The following is a 19846-nucleotide window of genomic DNA, read 5'->3' as shown; positions in this document are numbered from 1 at the left end:
CGGAATTACAACACATCATTACTACATCATACAGATGTAGTGCGCTATCTCATAAGCACTCTTATTAGCAGTAATACATAGATTTAGAATCTTATTTTACTGTTTTGATGTATTCATGTAGTATTTCTGTTTTAGTAACTATAACGTTGTAATTAATTACTTTGGCTCCACTAACTTTAACAAATCATTATTATATGAGAAATTTTATTTTTAGCTTTTTAGCACTCATTTTACTTCCGGCATATATGTCTGGGCAAGTAATTAAGGGAAAAGTACTGGATAAAAGCGGAATTGGAATTCCAGGAGCCATGATAATTGCAGATGATTCTAAAACTTCTGCAGATACCGACTTTGACGGTAATTTTATTATCAATGCCAAAGTAGGTGAAATATTAAAAATTAGCATGGTAGGTTTTGATGCTTTATCGATACCTGCAACTGCGAATACAATGACTGTAACCTTGAATGAATCGAAAGACACTGAATTGAAAGAAGTGGTAATCATAGGTTATGGTTCTCGAAAAAAATCAGATAATACAGGGTCAATTTCGCAACTTTCCGCAACGGATATTACTAAAACCAAAGTACTGAATGCTACACAAGCGATTCAGGGAAAAGCCGCCGGTGTTCAGGTTATAGGAACGGATGTGCCAGGAAGCGCTCCTTCATTAATCATTAGAGGTATTGGTACGTATGGTGCTGACAGAACGCCATTATTTGTTGTAGATGGTATTCCTACAAAAAATATTAATAATTTGAATTCCAATGATATTGCATCATTTGATATCTTAAAAGATGCGTCATCATTAGCAATTTACGGTAATCAAGCAGCTAATGGAGTTGTAATTATTACTACTAAAAAAGGAAAAGGTGACAAAACTACAGTCGAATATGATGGTTTTTATGGTGTTCGTACGCCACTAAAAACGGTTAAAATGGCTGGTTCTAACCGTTTTGCTTATTACTCTGATGTGGCAGAACAAAACACAAGATTCTCAACAGATCAACGTTATAATACGAATTGGTTTGATGAAATTACAAGATTAGGAATGTATTCTTCGAATAACTTATCAATTTCTGGTGCTTCTGATAAAATCAATTATTTATTCAGTTTGAACTATTATGATGAAAAAGGTGTTTTAGACGGATTGGATTTTAATCGTTTTACTTTTAGAAATAATAACGATTACAAGCTTTCGGATAAATTAAAAATCACACAAACTTTAAGTGGTTCAATCTCTAAGTCTACACCAAAACCATTATCTGCTTTTACTTCGGCTTACAAACAATCGCCATTGGTACCAGTACGATATGACAATGGAAGATGGGGAATGCCAATTATTGGGGCTGATGGACAAGCATCAACTACCGGATCTTTGTTTAATAACGTAGGTAATCCTGTGGCTCAGTTAAACTATTTTACGGAGGAACAGAAAAATCTATTGTTACAGGGAAGTATTGGATTGGAATACAAGATTTTTGAAGAATTAAAATTTACATCAAGAGTTGGAGTGGAGTACAACACTTTCAAAAGGTTTTCTTACACACCTACACGTGAATTGTGGTTGGCAGCAGATCCTTCCAGAGATGTAGCTAACTACTCGGCTTCAGAGCCAATAAATGAATTGGTAACCGGAAGAAGCGATTACTTTAACTGGAACTTTGATAATTTCTTGACCTACAATAAAAAGTTTGCCGATATTCATGATGTTGAAGTAACATTAGGTATGTCAGCTCAAGAATTTGGAAGCCGTGAAGAATTAGAAGTAAGAGGTAGAAACGTACCTGAAAACTCTAACTATTGGAGTTTAAATCAGTCTAGTGCTCCTTCTAATAATCTTGTTACACGACACGTTATTGGAAATCAAAGAAATTTAATTGGGTATTTTGCTCGATTCCAATACACATTAATGGAAAAATACCTTTTCACGGGTACGATTCGTAGAGATGGTTCTTCTCAATTTGGTTCCGACAATAAATGGGGTAATTTCCCTTCATTTGGTTTAGGATGGGTACTTTCTAAAGAAAATTTCTTGGCGGAAAGCGAAACAATCAACTTCTTAAAACTACGTGGTGGTTGGGGAAGACTAGGAAATCAAAATGTTCCTATTAATCAACAAACTTTTTCTTCCGGTGCTGGTTTAGGATATGATTTTGGAGGTTCACTTTATTCAGGAACTACTATTGGTGCATTTATTGACCCTACTTTAGGTTGGGAAATTACGGATGAGACTTCTGTTGGTTTAGACTTTAAAGCAATAGAAAATAAATTATCAGGATCTTTTGATTGGTATGATAAAAATACATCTAATGTAATTCTTAATGTTACACCACCTCTTACTGTAGGTACAGGGGCTACTCCAGCTCATGCCGGTGAAATATCAAATATTGGATATGAAGTTTCTTTGCGTTGGGATGATAACATCAATGATGATTTAAAATATTGGATTGGTGCCAATTATTCGAATAATAAAAATGAAGTTTCAAAAGTATATAACCCATTAGCAATTAGACAAAATGGAGGTTCCATAAACAACGGACAGTTTACAAAACGATTGGAAGTAGGAGAACCTTTAGGAAGTTTCTATTTGTTTGAAGTTGCAGGTTACGATGCAAATGGTAATTTCACTTATTTTGATAAAGACGGCGGAATTACTTCTAATCCAGTGGAAACAGACAGAAAATTCTTTGGATCTTCATTACCAACATATTATTATGGTATGAACTTAGGTTTTGAATACAAAAACATTGATTTTTCAGTAGATGCTTACGGAGTGGGCGGAAACAAAGTATATAACGGTAAAAAAGCACAACGTTTTGGTAACGAAAATATTGAAGCAAGTATTGCTACTGATTTTTGGACACCATCAAATACTACCGCTGGAAATCCGGCACCATTTAATTCTGTTCCGTTATCTTCAGATTACTATTTAGAATCAGGGGCTTTCCTTAGAGTAAACAACATTACTTTAGGATATACATTACCTAAAATAACAAATTCTGTTTCTGCAGTTCGTATTTATGCAAGTGCAATAAATCCATTTATATCTCAAAAATTCACCGGATATTCTCCAGAATTGAATAATGATGGTGATCCAATGGGACTGCAAGGAATTGAGTTAGATGCTTATCCTACATTGAGTTCATTCATTATTGGTGCTAACGTAAAATTTTAATAAGATGAAAAGAATATTTATACCCATAACTTTAGTGGCTTTAGCGCTACTTTCCACTAATTGTTCCAATGATTTTATAGAAGTCGCTCCGACAGAAAACATAGCCGAAGCCGATTTATTAACAATTTATAATAATAATGATGGAGCAAAAAGCTTTGTCACGGCTATTTACAGTAACGCTTTGAGCTTTAGCGCGAGTTCTTTTTCATGGAACGGATTAACCAGTATGACTTCAGATGATGCTGATAAAGGATCTGATCCAGGAGATTCAGGAACCGATAAAGACAAATGTGATGCATTGACTCTAGATGCTACTTCGTTGTCCGTTCAAGAAGTATTTGAAACCAATTATCAAGGGATAAGTAAGGCCAATATTGCCCTTAACTACCTTCCGAGATTAGACAAAGCGGATGCAGCTGTTGTGGCTCGATTAACAGGTGAAGCTAAATTTCTTCGTGCTCTAATGTATTTTAATTTGGTTAGATGTTACGGCGGTGTGCCAATTGTGGATCATGTTCCGGTACCATCATCAGCTGCAGATACGGACATGACATTAATACGCAAATCGAAAGAAGAAGTATATAAATTCATCGAAACAGATTTGTTAGCGGCAATTGCGGCACTTCCTGAAAAATCAGGTTACGCAATCTCTGATTTGGGCAGAGCTACAAAAGGAGCTGCTCATGCTTTATTAGCTAAAGTATATTTGTACCAAGGGAATTGGCAAGGTGTAAAAGACCAATGTGCTGCTGTAACAGGATATAATTTAGTTACAGATTATGCTACAATTTGGAGAGAAGTTGGAGAAGATAGTGTTGAGTCTATTTTTGAAATCCGTGGTTACGGAGGAAACCCATCTCAAGGGATTGAAGGCTATATGGTTTCTCAAGGAGCCAGAGGAACAAGTGGCTGGGGTTGGGGTTTCAATACACCAACTGCAAGTTTAGCTAATTCATACGAAGCAGGCGATGTAAGAAGAGACGCTACAATTGTTTTTGCTGGTGAAACAATGTGGGACGGCAGAGTGGTTTCTCCTCTTGTTGCTAATCCTAGATATAATGAAAAAGCGTATGTAAGTAATACCAAAGAAACATTTAATGGTGATTGGGAAACTACTAAAAACATTCGTGTTCTCCGTTATGCAGAAGTACTGTTAATGCAAGCTGAAGCAGCAAACGAAAGTGGTACTGGTGATGTTACCGGACCTTTAAACAGAGTTAGAAACAGAGCAGGTTTAGCCAATACAACCGCTGTTGGACAAGTGGCTTTAAGAGCTGCTATTAGAGCAGAAAGAAGACATGAATTGGCTTTTGAGCATGACAGATGGTTTGATATCGTTAGAACAGGTCAAGCCAAATCAGTTATGGCGGCTGATGGAAAAACTTTTGTAGAAGGTAAACATGAATTGTTTCCTATTCCTCAAAAATTCATCACACAAGCTAATGGAAAAGCGACACAAAATCCAGGGTATTAATTAATAAAATCCAGCACCTTTTCTCTTTCCTGATCTATTTCAGGAAGGAGTTAGAGGGAAGGACAAACACATAAAAAATCTAAAAATGATTAAATTTTCAGCTTTATTTATGCTCTTTACGTTTCTTGGTTGTGATTCTTCCTCACCAAGCACAGATAATGGTCCCGTAGTTACACCGCCAGTTACTGTTCCTCCGGTGGTGAAATTAACGGATGATGAATTGTTAGATGTAGTTCAAAAACAAACTTTCGCTTATTTTTGGGATTATGCTGAGTCAAATTCAGGTATGGCCAGAGAGCGATATATTCCTCAGGATCCTTCGTTTGATCAAAATATTGTTACTACAGGTGGTTCTGGTTTTGGACTTATGGCGATTGTTTCAGGAATGTCTCGTGGTTATATTTCAAAAGCACAAGGAGCAGACCGTTTAAACAAAATTGCTAATTTTTTGAACACTGCCGAGCGTTTTCACGGTGCATGGCCACATTGGATTAATGGTACCACAGGTCGAGTAATTCCTTTTGGAACTAAAGATAATGGCGGTGATTTAGTAGAAACTTCTTTTCTAGTAGCCGGAATGATAACCGTTCGCGAATACTTTAAAAACGGAACAACCGAAGAAAAGGCAGTAGCCCAAAAATTTGATGCGTTATGGAAAGGAGTGGACTGGCAATGGTACACTAACAATCAAAATAAGTTGTTCTGGCATTGGTCTCCTAATTACAATTGGGAAATGAATTTTCCACTGGAAGGCTACAATGAATGTTTGATTACGTATGTTATGGCAGCAGCTTCGCCAACACATGCAATTGCTCCGGCAGCGTATCACGAAGGTTGGGCAAGAAGTGGCGGCATAGTTTCAGCCAAAACGAAATACAATCTCCCTTTGATTTTAAAACACAACGGTGCCGAAGAATTTGGTGGCCCTTTATTTTGGGCTCATTATTCTTATTTAGGTTTAGATCCAAATCAATTGACGGACAAATATGCAAATTATTGGGATTTGAATTCCAATCATACCAAAATCAATTATTTATATGCTGTGGCTAATCCAAAAAGTTTCAAAGGATATGGTGCTAATTATTGGGGATTGACAGCTTCGTATTCTCGTAATGGCGATGGCTCTATAGGTTATGATGCGCACATGCCAAGCAATGATAAAGGCGTTATTTCTCCAACGGCTGCGATAAGCTCGATAGTGTATACTCCGCTAGAAAGTAAAGCATTTATCCGTAATTTATATGAAAATTATAAAACAGAAACTTGGGGTGTAGCAGGGTTTTATGATGCACACAGTCAGCATTATCAATGGACAGCGCAACGTTATTTGGCTATAGACCAAGGACCAGAAATGGTTATGCTGGAGAATTATCGTACGGGTTTGTTGTGGCAGTTGTTCATGAATGCTCCGGAGGTAAAACAAGGTTTGATTAATCTTGGTTTTCATTCTGGTAAATATGGTTTTTAACCAAATCCATTTAAAGAAATACTAATAATTATTTGTAATTAAAAAAATATTAAACATGAAAAATAGTATAAAAATATTTTGTCTGACTACTGTGTTTTCAATGCAGTTATTGACAAGTTGCTCAGATAATGTAGACAGTAATGAGCCATTAGAATATCCTCCAATAGGTTCATACAATACGTCTGATGATGTAAATGCAGAAAATTTAGTTGCGAAATGGAGTTTCGATAATAGCATTGCCGATACAAAAGGCGGCCTTACCGGAACTGGAAAAAATGTTGCTTATACCGAAGGGATTAAAGGACAGGCTTTTCAAGGTTCTAATGCACAGGAGCGTTATGCAGTTTACAATAATGCAACAGCTGTAGGTGCGTTAAGTAGTTTCAGTTTCAGTTTTTGGATGAAATCTGGACAAACCGTTCCTGATGGTGGTGCTCCGGGACAAGGAAAAGGAATTCAGGGAATATTTTCTTTAGTAAATCCAGCGGGTTTTTGGGGAGGATTAAACTTATTTCTTGAAAATCCGGATAATGCAAGACCTAATACCCTTCGTTTGAAAATGGGAATTGAGAATAAAAGAGTGGCTTGGGGAGGACAAGGTCCAATTTTCAATATCGATGGTGCAATTGATACTTGGATTCAAGTGGTTTTAACCTATGATGCTGTAACTTCGAGATACACCGTTTATAAAAACGGAGAAAAAGGAACAACCAGTATTTATGGAACACCTTACGGTCCTTTTACTGATGTAACTGGTTCTTGTGTTCTTTATGGTGATAATCCAGGTGGTCCTGACGGAAGCAATGGAAATCCTAACAACGCTCCATTATACGGTGCATTGGTTTTTGCAACGCCAAATTTATCGCAGGTAGTGATTGGTTCTAATCAATTTAGTACTTCACCATCGTTAACAACTACACATGGAGACGAAGGTTGGGCTACTGATTATGCCGGATTGCTGGACGAAATGAGAATTTATAAATCAGCTTTAAACGCAAGTGAAGTAGTTGCTCTTTATAAATTGGAAAAAACAAACAGATAATAATTCATAAAGTAAAAACAGATTGCTCCATCTTAAAAGCAATCTGTTTTTTTAATTCTTTTCTAATGAATCCAAAGCTTCTTTTTCTTTTCCTGATGGTAACCCAATTTTCGTTTTCACAAAATGATGTAATTGGTACCTTAAAAACCGAAATCGTTCAAAAACGTGAATTAGCGTACGCTTTACATATTCCGAAGATTACAAAAGATAAAAAGCCACTGATTGTTTTTCTTCATGGTTCTGGTGAAAAAGGAACCGATATCGAAAAAGTAAAAGAGCATGGGCCCTTCAAGTATTTAAAGAATCACGAATTAGACGCGTATGTTTTGGCACCGCAATGTCCGGAAAATGAATATTGGAATGAGGAAGTATTGTATCGTTTGATTTTAAAAATCCAGAAAGAAAATAACATAGACAGTAATAGAATTTATCTCACAGGTCTCAGTATGGGAGCTTGGGGCGCTTGGAATCTAGTTGTTGCACATCCTGAAACTTTTGCCGCTTTGGTTCCTATTGCAGGATATGTAGATCGAATCCCAATGATTGAAAATTGTAAAATCGCAACCATTCCAACTCGGATTTTTCATGGTTTGCTGGATGATGTCGTGAATGTGGAATATTCGATTGCGATGTATAAAAAATTAAAAACCTGTAATACTAATGTGACGCTGACAATTTTTGATGATGCCAATCACGACAGTTGGTCACGAGTATATGACAACCAAGAAATTTATGATTGGATGTTCAAACAAATAAAAAACAGACAAAATGAAAATTAAATTGATCATACTACTTTTTGGAATTTCTTTTTTTGGCTACAGCCAAAAAAAGACAGCTAAAAAGGAGGTTAAAATTAAACCTAAAACAGAATTCGTAGCAGAGTTACTTTCAAAAATGACTTTGGAAGAGAAAATTGGACAATTGAATTTACCAACTTCAGGTGATATTACTACCGGTGCTGCCAGTAGTTCGAATGTGGCGAAAAATATCGAAGATGGTAAAGTAGGTGGTTTATTCAACATCAAATCAGTTCAGAAAATAAAAGAAGTACAGAAAATTGCTGTCGAAAAAAGCCGATTGAAAATTCCGTTACTTTTTGGGATGGATGTTATTCACGGTTACGAAACTACTTTTCCTATTCCGCTTGGATTGTCCGCTACTTGGGACATGAAACTAATTGAGCGATCTGCACAAATTGCCGCCAAAGAAGCAAGTGCCGATGGAATCAACTGGACTTTTTCTCCTATGGTGGATATTTCTCGTGATCCACGTTGGGGAAGAGTTTCTGAAGGTTCAGGTGAAGATCCGTTTTTGGGAAGCGAAATTGCAAAAGCAATGGTGAATGGCTACCAACAAAATGATTTGTCAAAAAACAACACTATTTTATCGTGTGTAAAACATTTTGCTTTGTACGGCGCGCCAGAAGCTGGACGTGATTACAATACGGTAGATATGAGCCGAATAAAAATGTACAACGATTATTTTCCGCCTTACAAAGCAGCCATTGATGCAGGCGTGGGTTCAGTAATGGCGTCTTTCAATGAAATTGATGGAATTCCCGCTACTGGAAATAAGTGGTTAATGACTGATGTTTTAAGAAAACAATGGGGATTTGACGGATTTGTAGTTACTGATTTTACCGGAATTCCGGAAATGATTGAACACGGAATGGGAGATTTACAAACTGTATCTGCTTTGGCTTTGAATGCCGGAATTGAAATGGATATGGTGGGCGAAGGTTTCCTAACAACGTTAAAAAAATCAGTAGAAGAAGGTAAAGTAACTATTGAACAAATCGATAATGCAACGCGTCTTATTTTAAATGCGAAATATGATTTGGGATTGTTCCATGATCCGTATAAATATTGTGATGAAAATAGAGCGAAAACAGAAATTTTCACAAAAAATCATAGAGCCGAAGCACGAGCAATTGCAGCACAATCGCTAGTATTGTTAAAAAATAACAATCAGTTGCTTCCTTTGAAAAAATCCGGGACGATTGCTTTAATCGGACCATTGGCTGATGCCAAAGAAAATATGGCAGGTACTTGGAGTGTGGCTACTAATATGGATAAATCCATTTCATTAGTTGCAGGAATCAAAGACGTGGCAGGGAAGGATACTAAAGTGCTTTACGCCAAAGGAAGCAATCTGGATTATGACGCTGCTTTCGAAGAAAAAGCAACCATGTTTGGGAAAACCTTACACCGTGATACCAGAACTTCTGAAGAATTATTGGCGGAAGCCTTGAAAATTGCCAATCAATCCGATGTAATTGTAGCTGCTTTAGGCGAATCAGCAGAAATGTCTGGAGAAAGCAGCAGCAGAACAAATTTAGAGATTCCACAAGCTCAAAAAGACTTATTGCAAGCCTTATTGAAAACAGGAAAACCGGTTGTGTTAGTTTTATTTACAGGTCGTCCATTGGTATTGGTTCAGGAAAATGAAACAGTTCCGGCTATTTTAAATACTTGGTTTGCAGGAAGTGAAGCGGGAAGTGCCATTGCTGATGTTTTGTTTGGAAATGAAAATCCTTCCGGAAAATTAACAGCTACTTTTCCAAGAGGCGTTGGTCAAGTACCTATTTATTACAACCAAAAAAATACGGGAAGACCCTTAGGGAATAAAGAAGGTAAGTTTGAAAAATTCAGATCGAACTATATCGACGAAAGAAATGAACCTTTATATCCGTTTGGTTTTGGATTGAGTTATACCACTTTCGATTACTCGAATTTGAAAATTTCATCTGATAAAATGAACTACAATGAGAAAGTAAAAGTTACTGTAGATGTAACAAATACTGGGAATTATGAAGGTAAAGAAGTGGTACAGTTGTATATAAGAGATGTAGTGGGTTCCGTTACAAGACCGCTAAAAGAGTTGAAAGGATTTCAGAAGATTGCCCTTAAAAAAGGAGAAAAACAAACTGTTACTTTCGAAATTTCTGTTGAAGAATTAAAATTTTATAATTCGGATTTACAGTTTATCGCAGAACCTGGTACTTTTCAGGTTTTTGTAGGTACGGATTCGAACACGGACACAAAAGTTAGTTTTGATTTGATTAAATAGATTTGGTTTGTTTATTTATGATTGGCCCTTCAGTATTTTTACTGAAGGGTTTTTTTTTTAACAAAAAAACGGTATTTGTTAAAAGTCATATAGTCTAAAACAGCTATTTTATTTACTTTTATCAATTCAAAAAATTATCCAAATATGAAATATTTATTTTCTCTTTTTCTATTCTTTCTTTTTAATTTTGGCAATGCCCAAAGCGTTCAATCGCCATCGGGTAAAATAGCCTTAAATTTCAAATTAGGAACAAATGGTCAACCTTTTTATTCCGTAAATTACAAATCCAAAGCGGTCGTTTTGGAAAGTGCTTTAGGTATTAAATTAAAGGAAAAACCAGCTTTAGACGCAAATTTTGAAATACTGACTTCAAAAACTTCTAGTTTCAACGACTCTTGGAAACCAGTTTTAGGGGAACAAGCTAATATTATAAATCGGTATAATGAACTTAATGTTTCGCTGATCAACAAGGAAACTAAGGTGAAAATGAATATCATTTTTAGAGTTTTTGATGAAGGAGTTGCTTTCAGATATGATTTTCCAAAACAAGCGGAATTGAATTATTTTATAATCTCTGATGAGGTTACCCAATTTAATTTAATAGAAAACAATAAAGTATTCTGGATTCCAGGAGATTTCGACAGTAATGAATACGAATACAATGAAACTAAATTTTCTGATATTGATAATAGCAAAATCAATATGAACAACGGAATTGGAGTAAAATCGATTCCAGGAAAATATATGGTTCAAACGCCATTGATGATGAAAGCGCCATCAGGATTGTATCTCAATATTTTTGAAGCGGCAGTTGTCAATTATCCAGTCATGCATTTGAATGCTGATGTGAAAAATTACAAATTAAAAGCCGAATTAGTTCCAAATGCCATTGGTGATAAAGCCTATTTGCAAACGCCTTGTGTGTCGCCTTGGAGAACTATTATGATTAGCGATGATGCCCGAAATATTGTGGCTTCCAAAATGATTTTGAACCTAAACGAACCATCAAAATTAGAAGATACTTCTTGGATAAAACCTATGAAATATGTTGGAATTTGGTGGGAAATGCATGTAGGGAAATCTACTTGGGATTATGCCGGTTCTCAAAACGCTACCAATTTTGCAGATGCTCCAAAAGCGTCTGGAAAGCACGGTGCTACTACCGAAAATACCAAACGATACATCGATTTTGCTGCAAAAAACGGTTTTGATGGCGTATTGGTAGAGGGTTGGAATGTAGGTTGGGAGGATTGGAATGGAAACTGGAAAGAGGAAGTTTTTGACTTTACAACACCATATCCGGATTTTGATATTGCAGCTCTTTCGGCTTACGCCAAAGAAAAAAATGTCAAAATGATTATGCATCATGAAACATCAGGTTCTGTCAGTAATTATGAAAGACACTTGGATCGCGCTTTTGATTTGATGAAAAAATACGAATATCCAGCAGTAAAATCGGGTTATGTGGGCAAAATCATTCCGCGCGGCGAATTTCATGACGGACAATCCATGGTGAATCATTTTAATTTTGTGGTAAAACGTGCTGCGGATTATAAGATCATGATTAACTCTCATGAATCGTCAAGACCAACCGGTTTTGGAAGAACGTATCCTAATTATATCGCTGCCGAAGCAGCTCGTGGGAATGAATTCAATGCATGGAGCGTTGGAAATCCACCGATGCACGAAACTATTTTGCCTTTTACAAGACAACTGGGTGGACCTATGGATTACACACCGGGAATTTTCGAAATCAAAATGAGTTATTATGATAAAAATAAAACGGAGCAGGTTCATACCACTTTAGCCAAACAACTGGCTTTGTACGTTACAATGTATTCTCCGTTGCAAATGGCGGCCGATTTATTAGAAAATTATGAGAAATATCCAGATGCTTTTCAGTTTATCAAAGATGTTGAAACGGATTGGGATGAAAGCAAATATTTAGAAGCGGAACCAGGTGATTATGTTACGGTTGCCCGAAAAACCAAAGGAAAGGAAACATGGTTTTTAGGAGCAATCACCGATGAGAATGCCAGAACATCAGAAATAAAGTTAGACTTCTTAACCAAAGGAAAAAAATACAAAGCGATCATTTATGAAGATGCTAAAAATGCTGATTGGAAGAACAATCCAATTGCTTATAAAATAAGAACAATGACAGTGACCAGCAAATCAAAAATCAAATTGAATTTGGCTCCGGGAGGAGGAACGGCAATCAGTTTTGAACCAATCCAATAATACTTAAATCCTGCAAGAACTTAAAATTTGCAGGATTTTTTTTTGAATGTAACCTAGAATACTCGTTAAGAATTACGAAATTGCGACAGCAACCAAAACCAAAATTATAAATATAAATACCCAGAAAGCCTAAATTTATTATGAAAAAATCAATTGTTTTAGCAGCACTTTTGTTTGGTGGAATCACTTTATTCGCGCAAACTAAAGACGAAGAAGCGTTAAAAGATATTTATAAATCATCCCTGACCAATGCCAAATGTTATCCTTGGCTGGAGCATTTATCCAATACCATTGGTTCCCGATTATCAGGTTCCACAGGAGCAGAAAAAGCCGTTTTGTATGCCAAAGCACAATTAGAAATGCTGGGGTTAGACAAAGTGTACCTTCAGGAAGTAATGGTGCCAAAATGGGTTCGTGGCGAAAAGGAAATCGGATATTTACAATTGGGTAAACAAAAGATCTCATTCCCAATTTGTGCCTTAGGAGGTTCTGTAGCAACACCAAAAGCTGGATTGAATGCCAATGTGATAGAAGTAAAAAGTTTAGAAGAATTAGCCTCTCTTGGCGAAGCAAAAGTAAAAGGGAAAATAGTTTTTTTTAACAGACCCATGAATCCTGAGTTTGTAGAAACATTTAAAGCCTACAGCGGTTGTGTTGACCAGAGATCATCAGGTGCCAGAGAAGCAGGAAAACTAGGCGCTTTGGCAGTGATTGTGCGTTCTATGAACTTAAGATTAGACGATTTTCCACATACTGGAGCTACAAACTATGGCGACATTTCTAAAGAGCAACGTATTCCGGCAACTGCTATTAGTACCAACGGAGCAGAACTTTTGAGTAAAAGTTTGAAAACCAATCCCAATGCAACTTTTTACTTGAAACAATCTTGTGAAACATTTGCTGATGTTTTATCTTATAATGTTGTTGGCGAAATGACCGGTTCTGAACATCCTGAGAGAATAATGGTCGTTGGCGGGCATCTTGATTCCTGGGATTTAGGAGATGGTTCCCACGATGATGGCGCTGGATGTGTCCAAAGTATGGAAGTACTGAATATCTTTAAAAATATTGGATACAAGCCTAAAAATACGTTGCGTGTAGTTTTGTTTATGAACGAAGAAAACGGCGTTCGAGGTGGGAAAGAATATGAAACACAGTCCAATAAAAACAACGAAAACCATATTTTTGCTTTAGAAAGTGATTCGGGCGGGTTTTCACCAAGAGGATTTTCAATTGAAGCTGATGAAGCCAATTTTAATAAAATTAGCAGTTGGGCAACGTTATTCGAACCTTATTTAATTCACAAATTTGTAAAAGGACATTCTGGTGTTGATATTGGTCCATTGCAATCTAATAACATTGTAAAGGTCGGATTGCAACCGGATTCTCAACGTTATTTTGATTATCATCATGCTGCCAATGACACTTTTGATGCTGTCAATAAAAGAGAGTTGGAACTAGGAGCGGCAGCAATGGCTTCTTTACTTTATTTGATGGATCAAAACGGTATTGTAAAATAGAAACATACTTATTCTTGAAGGTGCTAAATTCTCAATATTTAAAAGAAATTGTGAATGTAGCACCTTCATTTATTTTACTCTCCACGGCGATTCTTCCGCCTAAACTAGTGATGTGATTGTACACTAAATACAATCCAATTCCATTGCTGTCTATGTTATTGTGGAATTTTTCATAGAGTCCAAAAATCTTATCTCTAACTTTATCCATGTCAAAACCGAGTCCAGTATCCGAAAAAATTAATTGATTTACTCCGTTCACTTTTCTGGATCGGATGGTAATAATGGGTGCTTGATGTGGTTTTGCATATTTAATGGAATTAGTGAGTAAATTCAAAAAAATACTTTTGATATACGCTTTGTTAAAAGTAACATTCTCAAATGCAGAGAAGTCAATATTAATAACCGCTTTTGAATCGCGGACTAAAGAATTTATGGAAGTAAGCACTTCATGAAGGGATTCATTTAAATTTATTTCTTCAATTTGAGTGTTGATACTCTCGTTTTCTACTAATTGATCAATAGAATCATTTAAAGTTTGTTTTAAATTTTCACTGGTTAATTTAAGAATTTCTACTAACTCTAACGTTTCCGGATCATTAATTTTTGAAACATCAATAAGGTTGAAAACAGAAAGCATATTGTTTATCGGAGACTTTAAATCATGTGAGGTTTTATGAGACAAAACCGTTAGTTCTTTGTTGATTTGCGTCAAATTTGCAATTAGCAAATTGCGCTCTTCTTCTATTCTTTTTTTATGGGTGATGTTTTTGGCAATTGCATACACTAATTTCTCCGACTCAACAGGCATTGATGTCCATGATAACCAGACAATTTCCCCGCTTTTAGTCAAATAGCGGTTTTCAAAATTCAAAAGCGGTTTGTTTTTATAAACTTGTTCTCTGGTTTCTATGGTAATTTGGAGGTCAGGTGTATAAACAAAACTGCTGATTGGTCGGGAATATAATTCCTCTTCAGTAAAGCCTAATAATTTTGAAACAGCCGGATTTATTCTTTTAAAAAAGCCATCAAATCCTGCTATACATATAAAATCAGCTGAGATATTAAAAAAATTATCAAAGTGATAGTCTGTTTTTAAAGAAGATATAGTGGTGTTGTTTTTGGTCATTTATAATTTTAAGGAATTATATTGTATTAAAATTAAGTAATTTGAAACAAGTAAATCCGATGGATAAATTTAACTAATTAAAATTTAAAAAAAAGAAAAAAAATCAATTAATCAAACAGTTGTTAATTTTATAAATTTTAATTTTTTTTAAAATCAAATTCACAAAAAAAGCCATCATACATGACAGCTTATTTAATTTTTGATAGAGTATGAATTAAATTCTAAAAATTCCTCCGAAGGCTATTATTCTCTGAAAAAAGAAAAAATCTTGTGAGGCACTATCTTCTGTACTTTGTGTAGTTCGTATGTCTTGCATGTTGATGTAACCTCCCTTAAGTTCTCCTTGAATATAAAAGTGTTTAAAAAAAGTAACATTCAATCCTGCTTTCAAAGAAGTTCCAAAACCTGAAACATGAAAATCATCATGACGTTCTTTTCCTAACAAGGTTGTGTTCGTTTTTGGATACAAGAGACCAAAACCAACTCCCTCAGCTAAATTGATTTGAATTTTATCGGTATTTTCAATTTTGAAAATAAATGAAATATCATCATGTCGAGAAAACTCTGTATTCACATAATTCAAACCATCAGTGTGCTCGTACTTAAGAAATTCTTCAGTCAAAAGTACTTGGTTATTCGCCAACAGTTCATCATAAGATCCAGGATTTGGATAATACCCATTGATGTCAACAGCTTTATTTTGAGCCATGACATATTTCATGTGATCCACACCAATAGCAACACTATAATGATCACTTACAAAATACCCCATTCTAAAATTAGTCTGTGGTATAGTCATTCTGGATGGATTAATATAATCAACATGCCAACCTTTTGGTTTGTCATGCGCTGGAACATTTTCTAAGGTAAAGTTGTAATCTTTACCTCGAAAAGTGATGTCTGATTTGGAGTAACTATCTCTGTTTCCTCCCCATGAAATAAAAAATTTCCCTTTGTTATGAGTGGTATACTTATTTTGAATTTCTGTAGTTTCCTGTGCAATTGTGTTATTGGTAAATAAAATAATAAGGAATGCGGAATATAATAAAAAATGCTTCAATGAATTTGGGGCCTAAATTTAAAATGTATTTATTGTTTTTCTGATAGCGACTAACTTGGTCATTAAGGATTCGAAATAATCTAAATGCAACATATTTGCTCCATCGCTTTTTGCATTGGCAGGATCAAAATGGGTTTCAATAAAGATTCCATCTACACCTACAGCAATACCAGCTTTAGCAATGGTTTCAATCATATCGGGTCTTCCACCGGTTACTCCAGCTGTTTGGTTGGGTTGCTGTAACGAGTGCGTAACGTCAAGAACAGTGGTAGCATATTGTTGCATCGTAGGAATTCCTCTAAAATCAACAATCATATCTTGGTAGCCAAACATCGTTCCTCTATCCGTAACCATCACGTTTTCATTGTGACAATCCAATACTTTTTGAACTGCATGTTTCATGCTTTCCGGACTCATGAATTGTCCTTTTTTCAAGTTAACAACTTTTCCAGTGTTGGCAGCAGCCACGACTAAATCAGTTTGGCGAACTAAAAAAGCAGGAATTTGCAACACATCAACATATTGAGCAGCCATATCCGCATCTTCATTCGTATGAATATCCGTAACAGTTGGAACGTGAAAAGTCTCTGAAACTTTTCTAAGGATTTTCAATGCTTTTTCATCTCCAATTCCTGAAAAACTGTCAATTCTAGAGCGATTTGCTTTCTTGAACGAACCCTTAAAGACGAAAGGGATTTGTAAATTATCAGTAATTCCAACTAGTTTTTCGGCAATTCGCATCGCCATTTCTTCCCCTTCAATGGCGCAAGGCCCAGCTAGTAAGAAGAAATTACCACTGTCAGTATATTTGATTTGTGGAATATGTTGTAGGTTCATAGTATGATTTTTTAAAGGTGCAAAGGTAGTTATGATTTACGATTTACGATTTATGATTTCCAAATAATTTGGGGCATTAACTTTTTTTTAGGAGCTGTTTCCTATCTCGTAATTAGGACAAGATTGCAATCTCCCTGAAAAACGGGAGGATTTTTACTAGTATCAAGGCTAGGGATTTGGTTTATAAGGATGTTTTGGGATTTGAAGTCTATTATTTTTTCAATGAAAGTCCCGTTGGAACCATCAAAATTCCTTTTTCATAGATGTTCAAGTAGAGTAGTACTGGCTTTTTTTGGCCAACCCATTTTAATTCATATACATCCAGAAACCCGGCACCCATTTCACTCCTTTTTGTTGGAAACGGACAACAGCTTTCTAATTTGGTAAACGTAATTTTTTCACCATTTGGTCCCGCTAATGCATTCAAAAACCGACCTTGATTGATTGTTTCATTTTTAGTGTTATTAAAGAAAATATTGATGGGATAATCTTTATCGTAACCATATTTTTTGTCTTTGCTGTATGCAGTAATCACAAAAGTGTTGTCTTTAGAAAGAGTAAGGTTTGGCGCATTATCATCGGTGTTTTTCAAAGTAGATTGCGTACTGGAGCAGGAAGCTAAACTAATAAGTAAAGCAATAAGAAGGATTGATTTGTTCATGTTTAAAAATAAATTTATTAGGTAAATTCGCTTAAGTCTTGAAATAACAGCATTGTGTTGAATACATATTTTTAAACATATAAGACAAATAAGTTTTTTAATTTGAATAAAATGGAGTCAAGTTATTAGTTCATTTAAGCAAAGTCATTCAATCTTAAAAAGAATATTTTTAACTTATGTTGCTTTTAACTCTAATTTGACAAACAAATTTTTCAGCTTAAATGACTTATATGTTTAAAATTAAATAATTTTCATTTTAGGACATAGCATTGAAATTTAAATAGCAATTACAATACCATGTAATTACAACACTACAAATATATACAGAAGTTTAGACCTAATACGAGTTCCAACAGTAATTTGGAGACGTTTTTTACTGATTTTATAATTTCTCTTACTATGTCATAAAATGCTTCTTATCTTTGCACAAAAAAACAATATGGATATTATTTTTCAAACATGGTCCTGGTATTTTTCTGGGTTTTTGATTGGTATGATTATGTTAGCACTTACTTATTTTGGAAAGTCTTTCGGAATGTCTTCTAATTTGCGTTCGCTTTGTTCGATGGCCGGTTTAGGAAAACGAGTCGCTTTTTTTGATTTCGATTGGAAAGCACAACGATGGAATTTAGTTGTGGTTCTTGGTGCGATGTTAGGTGGTTTTGTTGCCGTTCATTTTATGAGTGATCCTTCAAATGTGGACATTAATCCTAAAACAATAGCACAATTAGCACAAATGGGTATCGAAGCTCCAAACGGAAAATTAGTACCGGATGCACTTTTTGGAATCTCCATTTTAGAATCTCCAAAAAGTATTTTCATACTGCTTATTGGTGGTGTTTTGATTGGTTTTGGATCTCGTTATGCTGGTGGTTGTACTTCAGGACATGCCATTTCAGGCTTGAGTAATTTACAAATTCCTTCTTTGAAAGCAGTAATTGGATTCTTCATTAGTGGTTTAATAATGGCGCATTTTTTATTGCCATTAATTTTAAATTAGTTAACAATCATCATTTAAAATTTAAAATAAAAAGCATGAAAAATATACTAAAATATCTATTTGTTGGATTTGTTTTCGGAATTGTACTGACTAAATCAGAAGCCGTTTCTTGGTATCGTATTTATGAAATGTTCCAATTCCAGTCATTTCACATGTACGGAATTATCTCTGTGGCTATTTTGACGGGAATTATTGGGATTCAAATCATTAAACGAAACAATATAAAAGACATCAAAGGAGAATCTATAGAAATTCCGGATAAAGAAAAAGGATCTGCACGTTACTGGATTGGTGGATTGTTTTTTGGATTGGGTTGGGCTTTGGTAGGTTCTTGCCCTGGACCAATATTTATCTTGCTTGGGGCGGGTTTTTGGACTATTCTGATAGTACTTTTTGGAGCTCTTTTGGGAACTTATTTATATGGATTATTAAAAAATAAATTACCTCATTAATCGAAAAATATCTGATATCAAAGTAGCATTCTCGTATGGAAATGCTACTTTTTTTTGTTTAATTTCAAAATACCAATGACAATCAAGTATTGCGCAATTAGATAAGTTGCCATAATCAGAAAGGAACTGTATTGCAATGGCGCATAAAATTTATCAAAGGCCAAAAGACTATCTGAAGCTACAAAAACGATAGCGCCAATCAAAATGTATATGCTGGCAGGTTTATGCCAATTCATAAAACCTTTCAAGGCAAATAACAACATAATTGAAATTGTGAGCGCGTAAACAAAAACCGGAATTTTTAGGTCACCCAAACTTGGCAATAAAATCAGCATCATTACAATTAAATAAAAGGTAATTGCTGTAACTCCTATCCAGAAAATGATTTTACTTTTCTTTAAATAAATCTTCAATTGTTTGCTAAAAAGTATGATATAAAAAATATGCGAAAGTAAAAAGGCAATCAAACCAGCTATAAAATATAATTCTCCTTTATCAGCAAACATCAAAATAATATCACCAATCCACGACAAAGTCAAAGCTGTCAAAAGAACTTTTTTGGTGATGAATCTTTCGTGTACATAAACTGCCAGAATTAGAAACGGTAATAAAAACGGTTTGAAAAACCAGGCAATTTCCTCTTTTCCAAAAAGAATTATCAAAAGATAAACTAGACTAAACCCGATGAAACTTTTTAATATTATGTTGCTTTTCATTTTT

Annotated in this window: 15 protein-coding genes; 10 read left to right on the top strand and 5 right to left on the bottom strand. The window is 35.1% G+C overall.

Annotated features, from left to right (window positions below):
- The first annotated feature begins 194 nt into the window (after positions 1 to 194).
- From IWX80_RS16130 to IWX80_RS16095, 8 genes are all read left to right on the top strand, one after another.
- Positions 195 to 3176 carry a SusC/RagA family TonB-linked outer membrane protein gene (locus IWX80_RS16130; protein WP_196854345.1) on the top strand — a complete coding sequence of 994 codons (2982 nt, stop codon included), beginning with the start codon at positions 195 to 197 and terminating at the stop codon, positions 3174 to 3176.
- Between the two features lie 4 nt (positions 3177 to 3180).
- Positions 3181 to 4650 carry a RagB/SusD family nutrient uptake outer membrane protein gene (locus IWX80_RS16125; protein ID WP_196854344.1) on the top strand — a complete coding sequence of 490 codons (1470 nt, stop codon included), beginning with the start codon at positions 3181 to 3183 and terminating at the stop codon, positions 4648 to 4650.
- A gap of 85 nt (positions 4651 to 4735) precedes the next feature.
- Positions 4736 to 6118, top strand: a complete 1383-nt coding sequence (locus tag IWX80_RS16120) for a glucoamylase family protein (RefSeq protein WP_196854343.1) — start codon at positions 4736 to 4738, stop codon at positions 6116 to 6118.
- A 55-nt stretch (positions 6119 to 6173) separates the two neighbouring features.
- Positions 6174 to 7160 carry a LamG domain-containing protein gene (locus tag IWX80_RS16115; protein WP_146779226.1) on the top strand — a complete coding sequence of 329 codons (987 nt, stop codon included), beginning with the start codon at positions 6174 to 6176 and terminating at the stop codon, positions 7158 to 7160.
- Between the two features lie 65 nt (positions 7161 to 7225).
- Entirely contained in the window at positions 7226 to 7939 is a 714-nt protein-coding gene (locus IWX80_RS16110) for a prolyl oligopeptidase family serine peptidase (protein WP_196854342.1), read from the top strand.
- Positions 7929 to 10229, top strand: a complete 2301-nt coding sequence (gene bglX / locus IWX80_RS16105) for a beta-glucosidase BglX (RefSeq protein WP_196854341.1) — start codon at positions 7929 to 7931, stop codon at positions 10227 to 10229. Before IWX80_RS16110 ends, bglX begins: the two co-directional genes overlap by 11 nt.
- A 144-nt stretch (positions 10230 to 10373) precedes the next feature.
- On the top strand, positions 10374 to 12470 hold the full coding sequence (locus IWX80_RS16100) for a glycoside hydrolase family 97 protein (RefSeq protein WP_196854340.1): 2097 nt from the start codon (positions 10374 to 10376) through the stop codon (positions 12468 to 12470).
- Between the two features lie 140 nt (positions 12471 to 12610).
- Positions 12611 to 13990: a M28 family peptidase gene (locus IWX80_RS16095; protein WP_196854339.1), complete on the top strand. Its 1380-nt coding sequence runs from the start codon at positions 12611 to 12613 to the stop codon at positions 13988 to 13990.
- Between the two features lie 31 nt (positions 13991 to 14021).
- Here the strand turns inward: IWX80_RS16095 and IWX80_RS16090 are convergent, their stop codons facing one another.
- From IWX80_RS16090 to IWX80_RS16075, 4 genes are all read right to left on the bottom strand, one after another.
- Entirely contained in the window at positions 14022 to 15116 is a 1095-nt protein-coding gene (locus IWX80_RS16090) for a PAS domain-containing sensor histidine kinase (protein WP_196854338.1), read from the bottom strand.
- A 214-nt stretch (positions 15117 to 15330) separates the two neighbouring features.
- Positions 15331 to 16176 carry a hypothetical protein gene (locus IWX80_RS16085; RefSeq protein WP_196854337.1) on the bottom strand — a complete coding sequence of 282 codons (846 nt, stop codon included), beginning with the start codon at positions 16174 to 16176 and terminating at the stop codon, positions 15331 to 15333.
- 18 nt (positions 16177 to 16194) lie between these two features.
- The gene (gene kdsA / locus IWX80_RS16080; protein WP_165151358.1) at positions 16195 to 17013 is read right to left on the bottom strand and encodes a 3-deoxy-8-phosphooctulonate synthase; all 819 of its coding nucleotides are present in this window, start codon (positions 17011 to 17013) and stop codon (positions 16195 to 16197) included.
- Between the two features lie 211 nt (positions 17014 to 17224).
- A complete protein-coding gene (locus IWX80_RS16075) occupies positions 17225 to 17674 on the bottom strand; it encodes a 2-dehydro-3-deoxyphosphooctonate aldolase (protein WP_196854336.1) in 450 nt (149 codons plus the stop codon).
- A 439-nt stretch (positions 17675 to 18113) separates the two neighbouring features.
- Between IWX80_RS16075 and IWX80_RS16070 the strand changes: the two genes are divergently transcribed.
- Entirely contained in the window at positions 18114 to 18674 is a 561-nt protein-coding gene (locus tag IWX80_RS16070) for a YeeE/YedE family protein (protein ID WP_196854335.1), read from the top strand.
- A 35-nt stretch (positions 18675 to 18709) separates the two neighbouring features.
- A complete protein-coding gene (locus tag IWX80_RS16065; protein ID WP_196854334.1) occupies positions 18710 to 19126 on the top strand; it encodes a DUF6691 family protein in 417 nt (138 codons plus the stop codon).
- A gap of 44 nt (positions 19127 to 19170) precedes the next feature.
- Here the strand turns inward: IWX80_RS16065 and IWX80_RS16060 are convergent, their stop codons facing one another.
- Complete coding sequence (locus IWX80_RS16060; protein WP_196854333.1) at positions 19171 to 19842, bottom strand: lysoplasmalogenase; 672 nt, start codon at positions 19840 to 19842, stop codon at positions 19171 to 19173.
- Positions 19843 to 19846 lie beyond the last annotated feature (4 nt).

It is taken from the genome of Flavobacterium sp. CAN_S2, assembly GCF_015752255.1.
Classification (GTDB): domain Bacteria; phylum Bacteroidota; class Bacteroidia; order Flavobacteriales; family Flavobacteriaceae; genus Flavobacterium.
This window is presented reverse-complemented; position numbering and strand designations above follow the sequence as displayed.

Excerpts from the sequence above, each read along its gene's own strand:
- IWX80_RS16125 (WP_196854344.1), top strand. The coding sequence starts at position 3,181 with ATGAAAAGAATATTTATACCCATAACTTTAGTGGCTTTAGCGCTACTT.
- IWX80_RS16130 (WP_196854345.1), top strand. The coding sequence starts at position 195 with ATGAGAAATTTTATTTTTAGCTTTTTAGCACTCATTTTACTTCCGGCA.
- IWX80_RS16095 (WP_196854339.1), top strand. The coding sequence starts at position 12,611 with ATGAAAAAATCAATTGTTTTAGCAGCACTTTTGTTTGGTGGAATCACT.
- IWX80_RS16065 (WP_196854334.1), top strand. The coding sequence starts at position 18,710 with ATGAAAAATATACTAAAATATCTATTTGTTGGATTTGTTTTCGGAATT.
- IWX80_RS16110 (WP_196854342.1), top strand. The coding sequence starts at position 7,226 with ATGAATCCAAAGCTTCTTTTTCTTTTCCTGATGGTAACCCAATTTTCG.
- IWX80_RS16060 (WP_196854333.1), bottom strand. The coding sequence starts at position 19,842 with ATGAAAAGCAACATAATATTAAAAAGTTTCATCGGGTTTAGTCTAGTT.
- IWX80_RS16070 (WP_196854335.1), top strand. The coding sequence starts at position 18,114 with ATGGATATTATTTTTCAAACATGGTCCTGGTATTTTTCTGGGTTTTTG.
- IWX80_RS16090 (WP_196854338.1), bottom strand. The coding sequence starts at position 15,116 with ATGACCAAAAACAACACCACTATATCTTCTTTAAAAACAGACTATCAC.
- IWX80_RS16120 (WP_196854343.1), top strand. The coding sequence starts at position 4,736 with ATGATTAAATTTTCAGCTTTATTTATGCTCTTTACGTTTCTTGGTTGT.
- kdsA (WP_165151358.1), bottom strand. The coding sequence starts at position 17,013 with ATGAACCTACAACATATTCCACAAATCAAATATACTGACAGTGGTAAT.
- bglX (WP_196854341.1), top strand. The coding sequence starts at position 7,929 with ATGAAAATTAAATTGATCATACTACTTTTTGGAATTTCTTTTTTTGGC.
- IWX80_RS16075 (WP_196854336.1), bottom strand. The coding sequence starts at position 17,674 with ATGAACAAATCAATCCTTCTTATTGCTTTACTTATTAGTTTAGCTTCC.
- IWX80_RS16115 (WP_146779226.1), top strand. The coding sequence starts at position 6,174 with ATGAAAAATAGTATAAAAATATTTTGTCTGACTACTGTGTTTTCAATG.
- IWX80_RS16100 (WP_196854340.1), top strand. The coding sequence starts at position 10,374 with ATGAAATATTTATTTTCTCTTTTTCTATTCTTTCTTTTTAATTTTGGC.